The following is a 20,561-nucleotide window of genomic DNA, read 5'->3' as shown; positions in this document are numbered from 1 at the left end:
TTCTAAGCATCAGTAGTGTAGAGTACTTGCTAAAAAAATATTGGACCTATTATCATATTTAAGTTTAATATTATTATACTTCTTTCTGTTTTCTAATATTTAGCAGTATGAGTTGTAGAAGTATAGAATTTGATAAAATCAAAGGATTACAGGGGAAAGAGATAGTACCGTTGTTCGTAATTTTATCTATGAGAAAAAATGCAAAAACTTGGAAGGGGAAAAAGATGGATAACAATTTTAGTGTAGATTTGACACATATTCCCAAGGAATTAAAATTAATATTAGAAATTTTGAAAAATAGGAATGAAGAAAGTTTATTATTGGATAAATTTCTTACAGATATTAATTGGAGATATTTTTTTGAATTAGTTAAACACCACCGTTTATATCCATTAATTTATTCTCAATTAAAAAAAATAGATGGAAAATTGGTACCTCCGTATATTATTAAGGCTTTACACCAAGAATACAAAAAAAATACATTTCAAATGCTTCTCTTAAGTGGGGAAATGGAGCAAATAAGTAAATTATTTACTGAACATCATATCCGTCTTCTTTTTTTAAAAGGACCAGTAATTGCTGCCGATATTTACGGGGATATTTCCCTGCGAACTTCCAAGGATTTAGATATTCTAATTCCAATAAGTTATCTTAAAAAAGTTGAAGAACTTCTTCTGAGCTTAGGCTACGAGACAGATGAGGTACCAAATGTATTGAACGAGTGGAAATGGAGGTATCACCACGTTGTTTATTTCCATCCTCAAAAAAATATCCAGATTGAAATCCATTGGAGGTTACACCCTTTACCTTCGAAGGAACCAACCTTTAATGAATTATGGACTAGAAAAAGGGTAAGTGCTATCACAAGCTATCCAGTTTATTTTTTAGGTAAAGAGGATTTGTTTTTATATCTCGTATCTCATGGTGCACGTCATGGTTGGTTTCGTCTTCGTTGGTTGCTAGATATTGACCAAATGTTAAGAAAAGGGTTTCCAATAGAAAAAACTAACATATTTTTGAAGAAATATCGATATCGCCATTTAGCAGGGCAAGCACTTATTTTAGCTTCACAGCTATTTAAAACTCCAATTGATGGAGGTTTGAAAAAGTTAACTGAAGGAAATAATTCAAAAATATTGGCAAAAAATTCTTTAGTCTTCATCAAAGGAACTGAATCATTAGCAACCATTATGTCAAGCACATACTATAAACGTTATCTCTTTTCCTTAAAGTCAAATTCACAAAAATTTTTCTTCATTTTGATTTTATTTTATCCCAGTTCTTCTGATCCGATGACATTGCGATTGCCTGAATCCCTTCATTTTTTATATTTTCCGTTACGCCCATTTTTATGGGTTTGGAGAAAGACAAGAAAACCGCATAAATAAAGATATTGTTAAAATAATGTCAGTGTAACTTATAATATAATGAAACTAACTATTAGTTCCCTAAAAGCATTCACTTTTAAGTAAAGAGTGGATGCTTATTTTTCTATCTTAATAACTGGAAAGAAAAATATATTGCAGAAATTTATTAATAAATAGCAAATTGGAAGAAGGTTTAATACCTTGTTAGGTATTCTATATTAATATGGGAATAAAAGTTATTGACATAGGTATAAATAGATGGTAATTTTAGCTTATAAAATTCGTTATAAAGAACGTATCGTTCGTAAAAAAGTATAATTAAATGTTTATTTATAAGCTGAGAGAGACCCTCATCAAGAGATTTTTGAATACAATACACAAGCAAGTAAAAAAGGCCACATAATATCTAAATTTTTCGAATTATTTAAATGAATTTTAAATTGGATTTATAAACTTGAATATAATGAAATTTCTATTATATAGATATAAATTAATTAATTATTATTAAAGACCCGGCAAAGGCAGTTGACTGAGTTGACGAGGAAAGGATGAATGTTAATGCCTCTATTTCACATGAGAGAAATATGGACACCCTTAAAATTAGTTGGGATTAAGTTTTTATAGATCAAATGATAGAAGTATTTTCATAAAGGTTTTTAGCCAGCATCGAAGGAAGATAAAGTAATATGTTTCAAATAAAATAGGAAATTATTTAGTATGTGGTAGGGGTATCATTAAAAAACATCGGGTATTTTTAATAGGTGCTACTAATACTTTAAGTTAATAGAAATCTAGAATGAGTAGAATTTTTTAGTACTCTATGAAATTAATATACATAACAAAGTAAGCAGGGGGAAAACATGAGTGCTATAACCGGTATTTTACACTTAAATGAAGAGCCAGTAAATCCCCAAAATGGCCAAGATATGATGAAAGCATTACAAAAATTCCCTGCAGATAATATTCTAACATGGCATTCAGAAAAGATTTTTTTTGGATGTCACGCTCAATGGATTACCCTTGAATCTGTGGGTGAGCAGCTCCCATTTTATGATTATGAAAGGCAGTGTGCAATTACAGCCGATGCTATTATTGATAATCGTGAAGATTTATTTCAGATGTTGCAAGTAAAACCAATACATCAAAAAGGCATGACTGATAGTGAACTGATTTTACTTTCTTACTATAAGTGGGGAGAAGATTCCCCTAAGTTCTTAGTAGGAGATTTTGCTTTTGTGATTTGGGATGAAAAAAGACAGAAGATGTTTGGGGCAAGGGACTATGGAGGAAGCCGAACGCTTTATTATTATAGGGATCAAAATCGGTTTGCTTTCTCTACGACAATAGAACCTTTATTTACTCTACCGTATGTCCATAAGAAATTGAATGAACAGTGGCTTGCGGAGCATTTAGCTATACCTGATATGGTTGATGCAGCAGAAACATCATCAACAGTCTATCGATACATAGAACAAATACCACCTTCTCATACAATTTCAATAGTGGATAAAAGAGTGTCACTATCCAGATTCTCTGCTATAACAATGGGAAAACAGTTAAAACTAAAGTCCAATGAAGAATATGAAGATGCATTTCGTGATGTATTTCAAACAGCAGTCAACGCAAAGATTCGTACACATAAAAACGTTGGTGCTCAATTGAGTGGCGGGTTGGATTCTGGTTCTGTCGTTAGTTTTGCTGCGAATACCCTTCGCGAAGAAAGGAAACGAGTACATACATTCAGTTATATTCCACCCGATGATTTTGTTGATTTTACACCCAAACATCGAGTGGCAGACGAAAGGCCGTTTATCCAATCCATTGTGCAGCATGTAGGTAATATTTATGATGACTATTTAGATTTTAAAGGGAAAAGCTCTCTTTCAGAAATAGATGAAATGCTTGAAATTATGGAAATGCCTTATAAATTTTTTGAAAACTCCTTTTGGTTAAAGGGTACTTACGAAAAGGCTCAGGAGCAAGGAGTAGGCGTGCTTTTAAACGGGGCAGGGGGAAATTTTACCATATCCTGGGGACCGGCAATGGATCACTATGCAGTGCTATTTAAAAAAATAAAATGGATGCACCTTTATAAAGAAATGAACCTTTACTGTAAAAATATTGGGATAAAAAAGTCAAAAGTTTTTTCTGCAATTAGAAAAACCGCATTTCCAAATATAGTACGAAAATTCCCATGGGAAGACCCATTTCGTTTCCCTATTTTGATAAATCAAGATTTCGCAGACAGGACCAAGGTTTTCGCTAAATTAAACCAGCATGGTATTGATCATACAGGTTCATCTTTAACAAACGCTTATGAAGCTAGGAGCGACTGGTTTGAAAAAGGACACTTTTGGAGTGCTTCTGGTACAGCAGCTACCAAATTATCTTTGCGGTATGCATTATGGAATCGTGATCCAACAAATGATTTACGAGTGATTAGATATTGCTTATCAGTACCTGAAGAACAGTTCGTTAAAGATGGGTATAATCGATCTCTTATTCGCAGATCAACAAAGAATTATTTGCCCGATAACGTACGTTTAAACCAACGTGTCAGGGGTATACAAGCAGCCGATTGGGTTCACCGCATCACCCCTTCTTGGAAACCTTTAATGGATGAGCTTCAACAGTTGACAAAGAGTTCTGTAGTTGCTGAGTTTCTAAACATCGGATTATTGAATACATTGATTTCAAAATTTAAGGAAGAACCTAGAAGCGAATATGCATTTAATCCAGAATTTAGGGTGTTGATGCGTAGCTTAATCGTATATCGGTTCATTAAAAATTTGACTTGAAAGGGGGTGAGAACATGAAAAAGGAATGGGAAAAACCAGTATTAGATGTATTAGATATTAATATGACAATGTTAGGCTCCAGTAACGGAGGGGTTGACTTCTATGCTAAAGATCCGTTTGATGGCGAAGAAGCAATATTGCATAGTTAATTGTTTAGAGATATTACTTCCTTGCCCTTATACGGACTCAAATTAGTATAAGGGCTTTGTTAAATTTATTTATTAGAGTTAGGGTGTGAAGTAATGGTCGGTGTTCACGAAAAAGTCCTTTACAAGGCTTTTGGGTTAAATGTAGAAAGTTCCATCATTCTTCCGGAATTACAAATCATCAATAATTACAATGACCGGGTGGATGTGAAAATAGAATTGAAAGATTTATCAATGGTATGGAAAGAACTCGTACCTATGACGGATAAATATCTTGTGAAAGAAAATATGGTCTTGTTTAGGATCATTAATACCGCCACTTTTTTTATACAAGATGGAAAGAAAATCACTGTTTCCCCAATGAAGGGGGCAGATGAAGATAAAATTCGGCTTTTTATCCTTGGAACTTGTATGGGGGCGCTCTTGATTCAAAGAAAGGTGATTCCTTTACATGGAAGTGCTATAGAAGTTGATGGTAAGGCCTATGCCATTATCGGGGAATCAGGAGCTGGAAAATCGACGCTCGCCTCAGCTTTCATAAACATGGGATACAAACTATTAAGTGATGATGTCATCGCTGTATCTTTTTCTGAAAATAACATTCCTTATGTAACTCCTGCTTATCCACAACAGAAATTATGGGATACAAGTTTAAAAGAGTTTGGAATGAATAGCAACAAGTACCGGCCTATCATTGAAAGAGAGTCAAAGTTTGCAGTCCCGGTCCACTCCGGATTTTCTACGGAAGTACTACCTTTGGCTGGTATTTTTGAATTGGTAAAAACAGAAAGCGAATATATTAAACTTCAAAAGATTGAAGGGATTGAACGATTTCGCACACTATTTACCCATACTTACCGGAATTTTTTAATTGAGTTATTAGATGAAATGGAGTGGCACTTTGTTTGTTCAACTAGACTTGTCGAACTTCTAGATATCTTCCAACTAAGTCGTCCTGTTTCAGAATTCACAGCCAATAGTTTAGCATCAACCGTTTTACAAACTATACAAAAGGAGAAGATAACATGCTAGATATTCAAAAGATTTCATTACATGCGACCATTGAACAAAGTAAAGGAAACATTGCGAGCGATATGGACGGAGAAAAAGTTTTAATGAGTATAAAGAACAGCAAATATTATAATTTGGGTCGAATGGGCGGCGTTATTTGGGACTTAATTGAAAAGTCAATCTCTACTAGTAAGCTGATTGAAACTCTGATGTCCCAATATGCAGTTGAGCAAAGGGAATGTGAGGAACATGTATATTCTTTTCTTGAACTTTTACATAAGGAAGGTTTAATCCAAATAGGGGATGAAAGATAAACCCACGACGTATATTACTAGACTGATTATGGAAGGGTTAATGTAATGATGAAAAAAATAAAGGCATTTCTTTCATTGAATTGGAAAACTAAAAGATTATTCGTTGAGGCACTCTTTTTTTTAGGTTGGGCTCGTATCCTTAAAAGCGTCCCATTTAAAAAGGTGGCTCCATCCCTTGGAGAGCACATGAGTGAGACTTCTTTTTCCTGTGTTGATGGAAATGTGGCCATGCTAAAGAGTATATCAAAGTCCATCAATATCATGAGCCGCTATACACTTTGGGAAAGCCAGTGTCTTGTTAAGGCAATTGCTGCCATGAAAATGTTGGAAAGGCGAAATATTGAAAGTACCCTTTACTTAGGAACGGGTAAGGATGACGACGGGAAGTTTGCTGCCCATGCTTGGCTACGCAGTGGCCCCTACTACATAACAGGAGCTGATGTTATGGAAAGATTCATTGTTGTAGGGATCTTCGGAAAAAAATTATCTGATGCAAAGATTGATGGGAAAAATGAAAACACTAAGGCTACTTGATAAAAGAATGACCTTATCCATCTTGAAAGGACAGTGACAAACTAGAAGTTCAATTTAAAAGGGGTACTTATAGACTAGTCCATTGACTATGGGAAAAACATTAAGCACCTTTTTTTGTTAAGGAAGGTGGCTTTACATACTGAATCTATCTAGAGTAATTGAAAGGCATCCAACGTTATTTATTGGCGAAAATGTCTTTATTTCAAAATTCTTTAATCACGATTAGTTTTTGAATCTTTTGCTCGTAACTTTGAAAACTATCTCCTATTAAAAAACTTCATTTCTACAACTGTAGTTCTGCATCCCTAAATTCTTGAGAAAAAACTTGGAATCTTTTCATGCCATAGGAGGATATATAAAAATGAAACATGTGTTATTTTTCACAAAGAAAATTCATTCCTTTTCAGGTAAAACGCTTTATATCAATCTTTTAGGCATGATTTTAACTAGTTTACTCGAAGGGATTGGGATATTTTTATTGATTCCATTAATCAGCCTGTCTGGAATCATGGTGTTTGATTCAACAAATACCCCAACCATCTCAGGGATTTCCTCTTTTTTTCTTAGCATACCAGAAACACTGAGCCTATCACTCATTTTAGGCATTTATGTAATATTGGTGATCGGACAAAGCTTGTTTCAACGAAGTCAACTTCTATTAAATGCGAAACTTCAACAGAGCTTTGTTCGACATTTAAGGGAACAAACATATAAATCCCTTCTACAAGCAAATTGGAGCCTTTTCTTAAATAAACGAAAATCGGATATTATCAACCTCATGACGACGGAGATTACACGTGTAGGTGGAGGCATACAACTTTTTTTACAGTTCTTGGCCTCCATTGTTTTCACGTTGATGCAGGTAGGGATAGCATTTTGGTTATCTGCAGAAATGACCCTTTTTGTGTTGTTTTTTGGTGTGGCCCTTATGGTTTGTTCTAGGTCCTTCGTTCATAAATCAAACTCATTCGGAAAAGAGACCGTTCTTCTATCAAAATCCTATTTAGCTGTTATAACGGACCATTTTAATGGAATAAAAGACATAAAAAGCAATTCTCTTGAAGAACCGCATTTGGACTGGTTTCAGTTGTTAAACGAAAAAATTGAAGGGAATATCATGAAATTCGTAAAACTCAAAACCACCTCACAGGTCATTTATAAAGTGGCCTCTGCTTTATTGATTGCGGTGTTAGTATTCTTTTCGGTGAAAATGTTTCAAGCCCAGCCAACCCAATTGATCCTCATTATTGTCATTTTCTCAAGATTGTGGCCAAGGTTTTCGGGGATTCAGTCGAATCTTGAGCAATTAGGAGCCACCGTTCCAAGTTTTAAAGCACTCGTGGATTTACAGGAAGAATGTCTAGCGGCTAAGGAAATTCATGATAGAGAAGTAGAAGAAATAAAACCTATTTTCATAGAAAAAGGGATAGATTGCCAAGGGGTCTTTTTCCGTTATAATTCTGAGCAACTTGACTTTGCAATTCAAGATATTAATATTCAGATTCCAGTTAATCAAATGACGGCCATAGTAGGACGGTCTGGGGCGGGTAAAAGTACGCTGATTGATTTATTGATGGGTCTGAATCATCCAGAAAAAGGAGCCGTCTTGATTGATGGGAAACAATTGGGGAGTGAAAATTTATTATCGCTGAGACGTTCTGTAAGTTATGTACCGCAAGATCCATTTTTGTTTAATGCAACTATTAGGCAAAATCTATTAATCATTGATCCAAATGCAACGGAAGAGGAAATCTGGGAAGCGCTTGAGTTCTCAGCTGCAGCTGACTTTGTAAGGAAACTTCCTCTAGGTTTAGATACCCTAATAGGAGATAGGGGGATAAAGCTTTCAGGAGGGGAGCGCCAACGGCTCGTATTAGCCCGTGCTATTTTGAGAAAACCATCCATACTGGTTTTAGATGAAGCGACAAGTGCGTTGGATACTGAAAATGAAGCAAAAATACAAGCTGCAATCGAAACATTAAAGGGAACCATGACAATCATCGTCATAGCCCATCGATTATCTACCATCCGTAATGCGGACCAAGTGGTTGTAATGGATCAAGGGAAAATCATTCAGTTAGGTGGTTTCAATCAGTTGGCAGTAGAAAAAAAGGGAATGTTTAATCAACTGCTAAGTAACCAGATGGAATCAACCATGTAAATGTAATAGGTTACGAGAGATTATAAATTTCAGAGTTTTTATCAATTACACTGAGTTGTATTAGGTATAGAAAAACATCTTATGAGAATCAACCATCCTAGAATTTTTGAGCGAATTGAGGGGAGGTGGTTTTTCGGTTACTAGTAGGTAAATAGAGAAAGGAAGTTGTGTGCTTAAAAGGTTGTAAAATTAGATTAGGAGGTCCCTGATGGATCGAAACTTTGGAATGCGTTTATCTGGTAGTTTATTCGTAGTGTTGGCTTTGTTTATGATGATTCAAAGCATCGCTTTTGGATCTGAACAGCCAAGCTCAAGTAGTAGGAAAGACACCCCATTCCCGACCCAAGCTCCAAGTAACAGAATGTCTTTGAACGCACTGTATGATGGAAACATTGGAAATGACTTTGTTCAAGCTCAAGTAGGTTCCGACGGACGATTCAATGCTGGACTAAGAGCACTGGAAGGAGAAGACGATTGGTTCAATCTCATCTACAGTTGGCCATCAAGCCCTGGTACGTCTTTTACCACTTTACAGGTCGATGGTGCAGACTTGATTTATGGAAATCAACCAGATGGACGTTTTATCCAAACACCCACAAACAATGAAGAAAATACAAGTAATGAATCCGTCTGGAAAACGGGTGATATATCAGTCAAGCAAGTTTTGCAGGCTGGAAACAACCCAGCTACAGGGCAACCAGATGCCCTGCAAATTCGTTACATCATAACGAATACGGGCAATGAAAACCGTGAAGTTGGCCTGAGAATGATGCTGGATACAATGGTAGATAGAAACGATCGTGCACCATTTAAAGTGCCCGGAGCAAATGGTGTGGAATCCGTAGATGTCGAAAGAGATTACCGGGGAGAAGAAGTTCCCGCATTCTGGCAGGCTTTTAATAACTTTGATAATCCGGATATCAGTGCCCAATACAGCATGGGTGGACGTGACGCATCGACTCCAGACCGCTTTACGATAGCAAACTGGGGGAGGATAAATGGAACGAAGTGGGGTTATAACATTTTGCCTGGGTCTGGTACTGGTGACAGTGCAGTAGGTATGTGGTGGAATCCAAAAACACTTGCCCCTGGAGAGCAAAAGATCATCACCACTTATTATGGTAGACCTGGTGTCGGTGGAGAAGAGGCGCTTGTTCTAAGCGGAAGGCAGAAATTAACGTATGATGAATGGTCATCTGCTCCGTTTAATGTCATCTCTTATTTTACCAATAGTACAAGTTCACCGTTAAACAATGTCACACTAAAGATTGAAACGGATTCAGGGGTCTCTCTTGTTGATACGGAGACGGAACAATCATTAGGAGCGGTTCAAAGTGGGGCAACTACTCAATCCACGTGGAAGCTTAAACCTAACAGACAGGGCAAACATAAGATAACGGTTAAAGCATTTGTGGATGGTTCTGATGAACCTTTTGCATCCACAGAATATGAAGTCGAGGCACTAGAGCCTGTAATCCCGCCTAACATTACCTTGGGTGGAAGTTATGGAACATCTGTGGATGGAACCCCAATCGCGGGGCGTACAAGTCCTTTAACGGTTAATGCATCTTTTGATAATCCAAAAGCCATAGGGGTCACGTTAATCGCAACTGATGCGGATGGTGATCGTTATGAGAATGATATGGATTCAACGAATACTGTGGATTGGAAACATACTTTTACACCGAGCGAGGAAGGACTTTGGGAAACACCAATGACTATTAAGGTAATTCCTCGTTATGAAGATGCAACGACGGGGCAAGCACAGGAATTCCCGATTATACTTATAGATCCAAGTGGGTTTATTTATAATGAAGAAAAGGGGACGGATTGGAAACTTCCTGGAGCAAAAGTGGTCCTCCAATACTTCGATCCACAGATTCAAACGTGGGTGAATATGAGTGAAGAGGCCTACCCAGGTATGATGTCGCCGATTACTAATCCTCAAACAACGGGTAATGACGGCAAATATGCTTGGGATGCTGCAGCCGGAAAGTACAGAGTAGTTGTCAGCCGTCCTGGATTTGAAACCACAACGAGTCGTGAAGTGGTTGTTCCTCCTCCTGTAACAGATCTGAATGTTGCTTTGGAGCCGACGGACGATGTAAAACCTACTATCACGTCTGATGGAGTTACTGAAGGTCGCACTTATACAGACCCTGTCAGAATCACCTTCTCTTCAAGTGATAATGAAGCTGGAGTACGTTATGTCAGCTATAAAGTTGATGGGAAAGAGGCAGTCAAAGCGAACGGGGATAGTGATAGTCTCCCGGCTGTTAATAGTCCGGGTCAACACACTATCATTTTGACTTCTGTAGATCATGCAGGAAATGAAGCTATAAAGGAAATAAAGTTTGAAATCATAAATCCTGAGCCTGCTGAGGAAATGTTGCCTTTAGCTACTGCTGCTATTGATAAGAGCAATTCCGCTCAAACGAGTATCAGGGCTGCTTTGGATAAAATTAAGCTTAGCAAAGAGGACCTAAATAAAGCAATTACGGCAAATGCCGAAGAAAAAGCGAAAATAGCATCATTAAAAGAACTTCTGGCAGCTTATAATGGAACGAATATACCTTCTAGCCAATTACAGGTGATTCGTAACTATGTTAAGACTGCAGAAGAACAAAATGCCATAGCCAAGACAAAATTGGAGCAGGCATTGGCAACGGATTCATTGGCGACAGCTAAGGCCCGTATCGATGATGCACTAAGAGCAAATGGGTTATCGCTTAATTCCGTCACATTTGTTAAATCCAATCTAGTTGCCTATCGTGCTGGTGCAGAGTTAGTGGATGCAGCGACTGCTGCAATTAATAAGAGCAATTCTACTCAAACGGGCATAAAGGATGCATCGGACAAAACGAAAGGCATACAAGAGGATGTAAATAAAGCGGTTACCACTAACAATGAAGCAATAGTGAAAATAACTCGCTTAAAAGATCAATTGTCTGCGTATAATGGTACGAAAATTCCTTCAAGCCAGTTACAAGTAATCCGAAACTATGTTAAGACTGCAGAAGAGCAAAACGTCATTGCCAAGACGAAGCTGGAACAGGCATTGGCTAGTGATTCCTTGTCTACCACTAAGGGACGAATTAATGAAGCACTTAGTGCAAATGGATTATCCCTTAATTCCGTAACTTTTGTTAAATCCAACTTAATTGCCTATCGTGTTAAGTAAAAAGTAACGGAGTGTTGAACAAAGGGAGCCTTAATCTTTTATTAGATTTAGGCTCCCTTATTTGGATTTGTACTATTAATAGAATAATTGCGTGCAAACGTGGCGTTTTTAATGGCCTTCTATTGTTCTTGAATTTACATGCTTACACATGCGGATCTAATAACTCATTAAGAAAAAAATAAGGGAGTAAAATGAGTGTTTGCACTTTAATTGCAAAATGTATAAGATTCCTTCCATGATCTCATTATTTATACAGGGTCTTGATACACTAATCGGTGATAGAGTTGTCCGACTATCGGGAGGAGAAAGGCAGCGTCTAGTACTAGCCAGAGCGATCTTACGCAAACCTTCCATCCTGGTATTGGATGAAGCGACAAGTGCATTGGATACAGAGAACGAAGCGAAGATTCAATTCGCTATTGAAAGATTAAAAGGAAAAATGACCATTATCGTCATAGCTCACCGATTATCGACGATTCGCAATGCCGATCAAGTGCTGGTTATGGATCAGGGAGAAATCATTCAGGTCGGTGAATATAACCAGTTAGCCAATGAAAAAAGAGGGATGTTTAGCAATTTATTAGGTATCCAAATGGAATCAAGTGTGTAAATATTTTTACTAGAGTTAAAGTCAGGTTACTGCCAATTATGGTTTGTAATGCTGGCTTTTTTCTTAGGGAAAAAATTAATACAGAATCACTTAGCCCGCTAATTCCGAAGAATATTTTTATAGAATAATAAATTCGAGCTTGTTTATGCTATTATAAATCTATTATTAATAAAAGAGTTGTAAAGAAAGCGCATTATACCAGTGTTTTTACATTGAAGTGTCGCTTTTTGATGAAAGATGTTGAAAAATGACATAAAAAAACGAATAGTATTAAGTACTATTATTACGTTTTAAAGTATAATTAACATTAATATAGTTTTAATTAAGGGGAAATGTTTTAGGGCAAGCTGGTTTATTTAGTACCAAGAGATTTATTAATCTTGGTTAATAATAATGGCAATTCTTGAGAAAGGCAAACCTATTGAAAAGTAGGGACGCAAAATTACAGGTCTAAGGCTTAATGCTAAGACGGCTGTATTACCACAAGTTGGGTGGGGTTTATCATGGAAGCTAACAATGAACGGGAAGAATGGGTTTATCTAATTTTAGAGGCTAAAAATCTAGGATTATCTATTGAAGATGTGCGAGAGTTTATAAAAGGAAAATGAAATGGAAAGGGATAAAAATTATGTTGGAGGCTGTTATACAGTCTTCTTTTTTTGTTTTCATTAACGTAAAAGGTATCCAGAATAAAGAACATGGCGATAATAATAAAAAATGCAACCTTATTGAGGGGGATTTTTATTATGGATGTATCTATTGCCCTTTTGAAGGGATTAATGTGGGGAACTTTATTCAGTGTACCGTTATGGTTGGCATTTTTCGGTTGGATCAAAATTATAATGAATTTTATAAGATAAGAAATTAAAGACTCGAATAAAAAGATGTTTTAACCTCTTCTGTATGGCGGCTAATTCCTTCGTAGTCATTGGACTCTTCCCCTTAGAAGTAAAGTCTCTTACCCCTTTTATAATGTTAACTTCTGATACTCCGTATTCGCCGCGAAATTCCATCAATTACCCTTCTGGAATTCATTATTATTTCTTCCCTGTATTCTTACGTTCCAAGACGGATACATCCTCTCACAAAACGTCTTTCGGACGTAACTAAAATTTTCCCAAACTATATTAACCCCATATTGTTGCTTTTTTTGTCTGTAATCCACTCCCTGACGCAATTAAATTTGTTTTCTAAACTCATTATTGTCTATTTATAAAATTCTCAGCAACATCACTACATTTAAGTAAAAAAACCATTTTTGACGAGTTTCTTCTATTATAAGTTATTTAACGATACCAGCGACCTATTACGAAGGTCAGATGACCATTTTTGTGATAATATCTTCATTAGTGGATAGCAAACTTTAATGTTAATGGTAGGAATTAAGGAGGAATCTTACATAATACAATACCTATCTTTTTTTGTAATACGCTTATCGAAAAAACGAAGACGATTAATACAGTTTTTTTGTTATGGAACTAAACATTTATTTTAACAGTTAATTTTGTTGTAGAAAAAAATTCTAGAAATGTATTTATAGTAAATGTTAAACCATAAATTCCTGTGGTCAGTATTAATATGGTATGATATACTCATTTATGTTATATAAGGGTAATAATGTAATGTTAGTAAATTGTAAGATATACTATGCTTTTTGGTGTATAATAATAAAATAAAAAGGTAGATTTATTACTCTTTTCAGCAAAATGTTAGGCGGATATAAAGCTATATTTTTCAACATCTTATTATACTTATATAAATTACATAGAGCTTTGGTTCCTAATTTTTTATTAAAGAAGGGGTACAATGGTCTAACTTTTGTATGCCATGGGCAATCAAAAGTCTAGACTAGTTGAATTAACCCTTCTTTTTTTGTGTGTGGTAAGGTTTATAGTTATTCTGTATAATTCATATTTGCATGTTTACTTTTGAAAACTGGTGGATTAAACGGAGTTTCCCATTTTCAGATATTAGAAACTAGGATATTGGTTAGAGACTATTTATCGAAAGATATTTAGAAGTATATTTATAGAAGGGTGATAGAAATGGATAGACCTATTAAAGTAATGACGATTTTCGGAACTCGGCCTGAAGCCATTAAAATGGCTCCTTTAGTTCTCGAATTAAAAAATCGACCAGAGGAATTTGAAACCATTGTTACAGTAACTGCTCAGCATAGACAAATGTTAGATCAAGTATTAGATGTTTTTGAAATTATACCTGATTATGATTTGAATATTATGAAAGACCGACAGACGTTAACGGATGTTACAACCCGGGGTCTTCAAGGATTAGATGCTGTTATGAAGGAAGTGAGACCGGATATCGTCCTTGTACATGGTGATACGACTACTACATTTATTGCCGGTTTAGCAGCATTTTATAACCAAATTGTAATCGGCCATGTAGAAGCAGGGTTACGAACGTGGAATAAGTATTCCCCTTATCCGGAAGAAATGAACCGTCAGTTGACTGGAGTTTTAGCTGACCTACACTTTGCACCAACAAAAAAATCCGCTGAAAACTTACTACAAGAGGATAAAAAGGAAGAAGCTATTTTCATTACTGGGAACACAGCTATCGATGCATTGAAAACAACGGTTCTCAAAGAGTACACACATTCAGTTTTAGAGAAGATCGGTAATGATCGACTAATCCTTTTAACAGCCCATAGACGGGAAAACCTCGGCGAACCAATGCGGAATATGTTCCGAGCGGTAAAGAGAATTATTGAAGAACATGATGATGTACAGGTTGTATATCCTGTTCATCTAAATCCTACTGTGCGTGAGATAGCGGATGAAGTATTAGGGAAGGATCCCCGCATTCATTTAATCGAACCATTGGAAGTGATCGATTTTCATAATTTTGCAGAAAGAGCTTTTATTATATTAACTGATTCTGGTGGAGTGCAAGAAGAAGCTCCTTCACTAGGTGTGCCAGTTTTGGTGCTTCGGGATACAACAGAACGACCAGAAGGTATTGAAGCTGGAACGCTAAAATTAGCTGGTGTAGAAGAAGAAAACATTTACCGGCTGACAAAAGAGCTATTAACTGATGAAGCAGAATATGATCGTATGTCTAAAGCTTCTAATCCATATGGAGATGGACATGCATCTAAACGTATTGGGGATGCAATTAGTTTATATTTCAAATAAATATAAGCTAACATCTATGGCACTATGTACTAATAATTTTACATATAGTGTGGATAGCCACCCATTGTTGAGTATGCGATTGAACCTGAGTAGAGGATATCATTACCTTGTCAGAAAATCAATTTTCTCTATCTTTCTATCAAGAAAGCCTTAAACGAAGCATTAACTGGAGGAGTATTTTGAAGAAAAAGGTTTTAGTTATTTCGCAGAATTTTTATCCTGAACTAGGAAGTGCCGGCAATCGGATTAAAAATATATATAAATTATTAAGAGAAGAAAACTATGATGTAAGGGTTTTGACCACTGAACCTACTTATCCGAATAGAAACATCTATGAGGATGAACAATTCTGGGATGATGATTCACTCAATAGAGAAGAGCATGACATTAAGCGGATTAAAGTATGGAATCGAAAATATTCAAGAAGCATTATAAATCGATTGTTTTACTATTTAGAAATTGCCTTTAAAATGCTGTTTCATATTTTACAAGATCGAAATAAATATGATGTTATTTTTGTTACCTCCCCTCCTATATTTATCGCTTTCGCCGGCTTATTTGCTAAGTATCGATTTAGAAGCAGGTTAATACTGGATATAAGAGATTTGTGGCCAGAAACATTGAAAGGAGTAGGAGTGTTTAATTTTCCGACAATCCTTTCCTTCTTTAGCAAATTGGAAAAATTATTATATATAAAGGCAGACCATATTGTTGTAAACAGTAAAGGATTTATAGACTATATTGCGTACACTCGTGGCATTCCCATTGATAAAATTAAATTTTTACCGAACTCTGCAAGAAAAAAAGAATTGGCTTTAAAGCAAGCAGGAGAAGGGGAATTCACGGTTATCTATGCAGGGAATATTGGTCTTGCACAAGATGTTAAGACACTGATGGACCTAGCCAGGCAGCTTAATGAATATTCTATCAACTTAACAGTTATGGGCTACGGTTTTAACAGGTTAGCATTTATTGATTATATAAAAGAAAAAAATCTTACAAATGTTCGATTTGTTAAGCCTTCTACGAGGAAAGAATGCTTGGATGTCATTTCCTCTCATCATGTAGGAATTGTGACGCTTAATGATAAGAAAGTTTTTGAAACGGTGTTGCCCGGAAAAATAGTGGATTATATGACTTGTGGAATCCCTATTGTTGCATCGGTGTCAGGTTATTCTAAAGAAGTAATTGAAAAACATGAAGTAGGCTTTGTGTCAGAATCTCATAATGCAACTAATATGATTAAGCATATTCTTACTTTATCAATGGATTCTGAGGTTAGGGCTAAATTCTCACAAAACGCATTAAAATATGTAGGCCAGCATTTTTTGTGGGAGAAAAATATTCATATATTGATTAGCTTAATAGAGAATAGTGACTCTTTATACCAAGTATCAAAAGGTAAAGATTCAATAGAGAAGGTTGATGGGGTATGAGAAAAAATGTTTGTATGTTCGTTTGGAACCATTTCACAAATGATGCCCGTGTTCTTCGGGAATGTACCACATTATCCGAAGAAAACTACTCAGTGGATTTAATTTGTATACAGGATCCGAAGGATTCGAACTTACCTTTGTATGAGGAGCGCAATCCGAATTTTAGAGTGCATCGGGTAAGGAGATACCCGCTACTATTGGATATGATGAAAATGGGATTCCGATTATGCGTTCAAAAGAAGCAGGTAGGTCTACTTGCCCTTGCCCTTTGGTTAGTTGTTTGCTATTTATTTCCCATTCCGGTTATTACTTTAACTATTCTATGTGTTCTCCTTCTGAAAACTAAATTGCAGGTTGTTTGGGTAAGAGGAAGTATTATATTGAATATGATCAAAAAAGGGATGCAAAAAAATTACGATATCTACCATTCAAACGATTTAAATACATTGCCTCAAGGGTTTATGTGTTCAAAAATCAGATTCAAAAAACGTAAGCTAGTCTATGATTCGCATGAGGTTCAAACTAGTCGAACAGGGTATGATAGTGGGATTTATGGCAAGATGGAATCCTTTTTTATCGATAAAATTAATGCGATGATCGTGGAAAATCATACAAGGGCAAAATACAATGAAGATTTATATGGATTTTATCCAAATGTAGTTCATAATTATCCATTTAAACAAGATATAAATGAGAATGAAACTCTTTCCATTCATAAAATACTTGGCTTACCAGAAGGTGAGAAGATATTATTATACCAGGGTGGCATTCAAACTGGTCGAGGATTAGATAAATTGATTCAAGCAGCTCCGTTATTTAATGAAGGAACACTCGTTTTTATAGGAGACGGAAGAATTAAACCAGAACTTGAGAGAATGGTGAACGAGATGGATTTGAATCATAAAGTAAAATTTCTTCCTAAAGTAAATCTTAGTGATTTACCGAACTATACAAAAAACGCTTATTTAGGATTTCAGGTGCTGAATAATGTATGTTTTAACCATTTCTCTGCTTCTTCAAATAAGCTGTTTGAGTACATTATGAGTCATGTTCCAGTTGTAGCATGTAGCTTTCCAGAGATAAAACGTGTTGTAGAAGGTGAACATGTTGGTTTGTGCGTAGATTCACATAATCATGTGGAGATAGCCAACGCAGTAAATGTTTTATTAGAAAACGAAATTCTCCGGAATGAAATGAGTGAGAATTGTAAACAGGCCAAGCTGAAGTATAATTGGGAAGTTGAAAAAGAGAATTTATTAACTATATATAAAAGAGTGGAGTTGAATGAAGGAAATGCCTGAAAGTAAAGGAACAATATCAAAAAACACTCATAAGGAAAAGGTATATAGTGAAAAGGAATACGTAGAGTTAGAAAAGGAACTTGTTCTTTTTAAAGAAAAAACTTATGAAAATTTGCAACAATATAAAAGACTGTTTGAGATTTTAGAAGAAGAAACAAAAAAGAAGCAAATCGTAGAGAAACAGTTAACAAGTTCTCAAGAGACAATTTCTCAATTGGAAACGAAGATTATCCAGTTAGAGAATAAAAATAAAAAAACCGAGAGAGAGTTGCAAGCGCTCAAAAATTCTAAATTAGGGCGATTGACGAAAAAGTATTGGGCTTTTCGTAAACGCCGGACTTATCGCAAAAGCGTTGTACAAGGAGTTAACAGTTGATGAAAGATATAACGATGTTAAAATCGGAATTATCGAGATTCCAAAAGCAAATCCTTGGAGAGCTAAGACCTTATTTAGTTGATACAAAGTCATTTTTAGATGCTAAGGAATGGTTTTATGACTCTCCAAACATTTTTGTATATAACCAAAATAGTAAATTATATATATCATCAGAAGATAGTGGAAAAGATTATATCTCCTATTTAGAAAAAAATAATAGTTTTAAATACTTACCAAACAATGAGATAAAAATACTGCCTCATGAAGAGTTTGAAGTTGACTTAAAATGTGACCTATTAGGCGATGTTAGTATATGGTTAATGTTGGTTGAGTATTCCAGTCAAGAGAAAATAAAAGTGCACACAATACCGGTTAATAAAAAGATAAAAGTTAGAACAAGTGAGAATACAAGAAAAATACGACTTGCGCTAAGGGTTTCTGGCAGCGGAATAGGAATAATAGAAGATATTCGGATTGAGAGATCTAAAGAGCAAATTATGCAACCGCAAGTGATTACGAAAAAAGGTACAAAGAAAGAAACTCCTAAACGAATCTCTGATATAAAAATGGCATGCATTTTAGATGAATTCAGCATGACATGTTTTGAGCAAGAAGTGAATCTAATCACGTTTAATAAGGGGAACTGGCAGGAAATATTATCTGAAAATATTCCGGATGTGTTATTCGTAGAATCCGCATGGCGTGGTAATTATGGAACATGGGAGAATATGATTGCTAGATATAACAATCAAGATAAAAGCCCTCTTATCAATTTGTTAAACTGGTGCAAGCAGAATAGCATACCAACTGTGTTTTGGAATAAAGAAGACCCGATTCACTTTGATCGTTTTATTGATACAGCAAAATTGTTCGACTATATCTATACGACCGATGCCAATATGATTGAGAATTATCAAAAATCTTCAGGACATAAGAATGTTTTTTCTCTTCCTTTTTCTGCTGAGCCAAATTTTCATAATCCCATAAAGATTCAAGAAAGACGTAACGAGAAGATTTGTTTTGCAGGTTCTTTTTATGCCAATCGACATGAGGAAAGAAAACGGGATATGGAAAACATCCTAGATATAGCAGCAAAGTTCGGATTGGATATATTCGATCGTAATTATGAAAAGAATGCTAAAGGAACGACCCACTTTAGTTTTCCGGAACGCTTCAACGAAAATATAGTTGGCAGCCTGAAATATGATGAAATTGATAAAGCCTACAAAGGCTATAAATTCATGCTGAATGTCAACAGCGTCAAGTATTCTCCTACTATGTTTTCAAGGCGTGTCTTTGAAGGTTTAGCAAGCGGAACACCGATTATCAGTAGCTATTCGGAAGGCGTTAAAAAAATCTTTAAAGATATCGTATTAATCTCCGAAAACCAGCAAGAGCTAGAGAGTAATATTAATAAATTAATGAATGATGAAGGATATTACCGACAGAAATCTCTGGAAGGCATTAGGGAAGTATACTTACACCATACGTATAAACACCGAATACAATATATTTTCAAAAATATGGGGATTGACATAAGCCTAAATCCTAAAAAGGTTACTGTTATGTCCATCGTAAAGTCAAAGGAAGAGTTTTTCTATATACTCGATCAATTCAAGGAACAAACTTGGAAGGAAAAAGAACTGGTGGTTTTCGTGGAAATTTTTGACGGATACATTGATCTGTTAAATGAATATAACAAAGACGACCAAATTAGCACCTATGTTTTAAGTTATATGAACGAGTATTCGCGATTATCAGAAGTAATAAAAAATGAATATGTGGCTTATTTAAATCCAATGAACTTCTACGGCGAAAATTATCTACTAGATTTAATGATCGCGACAGACTATAGCCCAGCTGATATTATCGGTAAAAGCTCGATTTACTCCTATGACCGCAAAAAGAAAACAACCAAAGAGCTAAACAAAAATAAAGAATATGAATATGTTAGTGATTTAGCCATGGATGCTTCTGTAATGAACATGAAGGTTTTCAGCGGAGAAAACGTGTTTTCTATATTAGATAGGATGAGGAATTCTGAAACAACATCTTCTTACTTTAAAAAAGGATTTCGTTTGTTGAGTGTCGATAAATATAACTTCCTGAAAAATGGGTTGAATGCTGAATCGAAAGCACAAAACAAACTTCAAAAATAGGTGAGTACG

The 20,561-nt window shown here is 35.6% G+C and carries 14 protein-coding genes, 1 pseudogene and 1 riboswitch; all 15 genes and pseudogenes read left to right on the top strand.

From position 1 onward, the window contains the following. The first annotated feature begins 224 nt into the window (after positions 1–224). Entirely contained in the window at positions 225–1,388 is a 1,164-nt protein-coding gene (locus tag MHB45_RS15485; protein ID WP_340907979.1) for a nucleotidyltransferase domain-containing protein, read from the top strand. Positions 1,389–2,227: 839 nt separating this feature from the next. Continuing rightward, positions 2,228–4,165: a lasso peptide isopeptide bond-forming cyclase gene (locus tag MHB45_RS15480; RefSeq protein ID WP_340907978.1), complete on the top strand. Its 1,938-nt coding sequence runs from the start codon at positions 2,228–2,230 to the stop codon at positions 4,163–4,165. 14 nt (positions 4,166–4,179) lie between these two features. Next, complete coding sequence (locus tag MHB45_RS15475; RefSeq protein WP_340907977.1) at positions 4,180–4,314, top strand: paeninodin family lasso peptide; 135 nt, start codon at positions 4,180–4,182, stop codon at positions 4,312–4,314. Between the two features lie 93 nt (positions 4,315–4,407). Next, entirely contained in the window at positions 4,408–5,343 is a 936-nt protein-coding gene (locus MHB45_RS15470; protein WP_340907976.1) for an aldolase, read from the top strand. After that, the gene (locus MHB45_RS15465) at positions 5,337–5,636 is read left to right on the top strand and encodes a lasso peptide biosynthesis PqqD family chaperone (RefSeq protein ID WP_340907975.1); all 300 of its coding nucleotides are present in this window, start codon (positions 5,337–5,339) and stop codon (positions 5,634–5,636) included. The genes MHB45_RS15470 and MHB45_RS15465 overlap by 7 nt, the downstream gene beginning before the upstream one ends. A 45-nt stretch (positions 5,637–5,681) precedes the next feature. Continuing rightward, positions 5,682–6,170, top strand: a complete 489-nt coding sequence (locus MHB45_RS15460) for a lasso peptide biosynthesis B2 protein (RefSeq protein ID WP_397330404.1) — start codon at positions 5,682–5,684, stop codon at positions 6,168–6,170. A 361-nt stretch (positions 6,171–6,531) separates the two neighbouring features. After that, the gene (locus MHB45_RS15455; protein WP_340907974.1) at positions 6,532–8,331 is read left to right on the top strand and encodes an ABC transporter ATP-binding protein; all 1,800 of its coding nucleotides are present in this window, start codon (positions 6,532–6,534) and stop codon (positions 8,329–8,331) included. 208 nt (positions 8,332–8,539) lie between these two features. After that, positions 8,540–11,512: a hypothetical protein gene (locus MHB45_RS15450; protein WP_340907973.1), complete on the top strand. Its 2,973-nt coding sequence runs from the start codon at positions 8,540–8,542 to the stop codon at positions 11,510–11,512. Positions 11,513–11,765: 253 nt separating this feature from the next. Continuing rightward, positions 11,766–12,122, top strand: a pseudogene (locus MHB45_RS15445) (ATP-binding cassette domain-containing protein); the annotation flags it as partial. Between the two features lie 401 nt (positions 12,123–12,523). Continuing rightward, positions 12,524–12,607: riboswitch (cyclic di-GMP riboswitch) on the top strand. Positions 12,608–12,625: 18 nt separating this feature from the next. Next, positions 12,626–12,730 (top strand): anti-repressor SinI family protein, encoded by a 105-nt coding sequence (locus MHB45_RS15440; RefSeq protein ID WP_082162823.1) that lies wholly within the window; start codon positions 12,626–12,628, stop codon positions 12,728–12,730. Positions 12,731–14,167: 1,437 nt separating this feature from the next. After that, on the top strand, positions 14,168–15,280 hold the full coding sequence (gene wecB / locus MHB45_RS15435; RefSeq protein WP_048681347.1) for a non-hydrolyzing UDP-N-acetylglucosamine 2-epimerase: 1,113 nt from the start codon (positions 14,168–14,170) through the stop codon (positions 15,278–15,280). A 179-nt stretch (positions 15,281–15,459) separates the two neighbouring features. Then, positions 15,460–16,716, top strand: a complete 1,257-nt coding sequence (locus tag MHB45_RS15430) for a glycosyltransferase family 4 protein (RefSeq protein WP_202187060.1) — start codon at positions 15,460–15,462, stop codon at positions 16,714–16,716. Continuing rightward, positions 16,713–18,017, top strand: coding sequence for a glycosyltransferase (locus MHB45_RS15425; protein WP_260089048.1), 1,305 nt, complete (start codon positions 16,713–16,715; stop codon positions 18,015–18,017). The genes MHB45_RS15430 and MHB45_RS15425 overlap by 4 nt, the downstream gene beginning before the upstream one ends. After that, positions 18,001–18,393 carry a hypothetical protein gene (locus MHB45_RS15420; RefSeq protein ID WP_048681331.1) on the top strand — a complete coding sequence of 131 codons (393 nt, stop codon included), beginning with the start codon at positions 18,001–18,003 and terminating at the stop codon, positions 18,391–18,393. Before MHB45_RS15425 ends, MHB45_RS15420 begins: the two co-directional genes overlap by 17 nt. Beyond that, the gene (locus MHB45_RS15415; protein WP_340907972.1) at positions 18,393–20,552 is read left to right on the top strand and encodes a CgeB family protein; all 2,160 of its coding nucleotides are present in this window, start codon (positions 18,393–18,395) and stop codon (positions 20,550–20,552) included. The genes MHB45_RS15420 and MHB45_RS15415 overlap by 1 nt, the downstream gene beginning before the upstream one ends. The last annotated feature ends 9 nt before the right edge of the window (positions 20,553–20,561 follow it).

It is taken from the genome of Peribacillus sp. FSL K6-5616 (genome assembly GCF_038008245.1).
GTDB lineage: Bacteria > Bacillota > Bacilli > Bacillales > DSM-1321 > Peribacillus > Peribacillus frigoritolerans.
This window is presented reverse-complemented; position numbering and strand designations above follow the sequence as displayed.

Coding starts and splice junctions, on each gene's coding strand:
- MHB45_RS15475 (WP_340907977.1), top strand. CDS start 4,180: ATGAAAAAGGAATGGGAAAAACCAGTATTAGATGTATTAGATATTAAT.
- MHB45_RS15465 (WP_340907975.1), top strand. CDS start 5,337: ATGCTAGATATTCAAAAGATTTCATTACATGCGACCATTGAACAAAGT.
- MHB45_RS15460 (WP_397330404.1), top strand. CDS start 5,682: ATGATGAAAAAAATAAAGGCATTTCTTTCATTGAATTGGAAAACTAAA.
- MHB45_RS15420 (WP_048681331.1), top strand. CDS start 18,001: ATGAAGGAAATGCCTGAAAGTAAAGGAACAATATCAAAAAACACTCAT.
- MHB45_RS15425 (WP_260089048.1), top strand. CDS start 16,713: ATGAGAAAAAATGTTTGTATGTTCGTTTGGAACCATTTCACAAATGAT.
- MHB45_RS15485 (WP_340907979.1), top strand. CDS start 225: ATGGATAACAATTTTAGTGTAGATTTGACACATATTCCCAAGGAATTA.
- MHB45_RS15450 (WP_340907973.1), top strand. CDS start 8,540: ATGGATCGAAACTTTGGAATGCGTTTATCTGGTAGTTTATTCGTAGTG.
- MHB45_RS15455 (WP_340907974.1), top strand. CDS start 6,532: ATGAAACATGTGTTATTTTTCACAAAGAAAATTCATTCCTTTTCAGGT.
- MHB45_RS15470 (WP_340907976.1), top strand. CDS start 4,408: ATGGTCGGTGTTCACGAAAAAGTCCTTTACAAGGCTTTTGGGTTAAAT.
- MHB45_RS15440 (WP_082162823.1), top strand. CDS start 12,626: ATGGAAGCTAACAATGAACGGGAAGAATGGGTTTATCTAATTTTAGAG.
- MHB45_RS15415 (WP_340907972.1), top strand. CDS start 18,393: ATGAAAGATATAACGATGTTAAAATCGGAATTATCGAGATTCCAAAAG.
- wecB (WP_048681347.1), top strand. CDS start 14,168: ATGGATAGACCTATTAAAGTAATGACGATTTTCGGAACTCGGCCTGAA.
- MHB45_RS15480 (WP_340907978.1), top strand. CDS start 2,228: ATGAGTGCTATAACCGGTATTTTACACTTAAATGAAGAGCCAGTAAAT.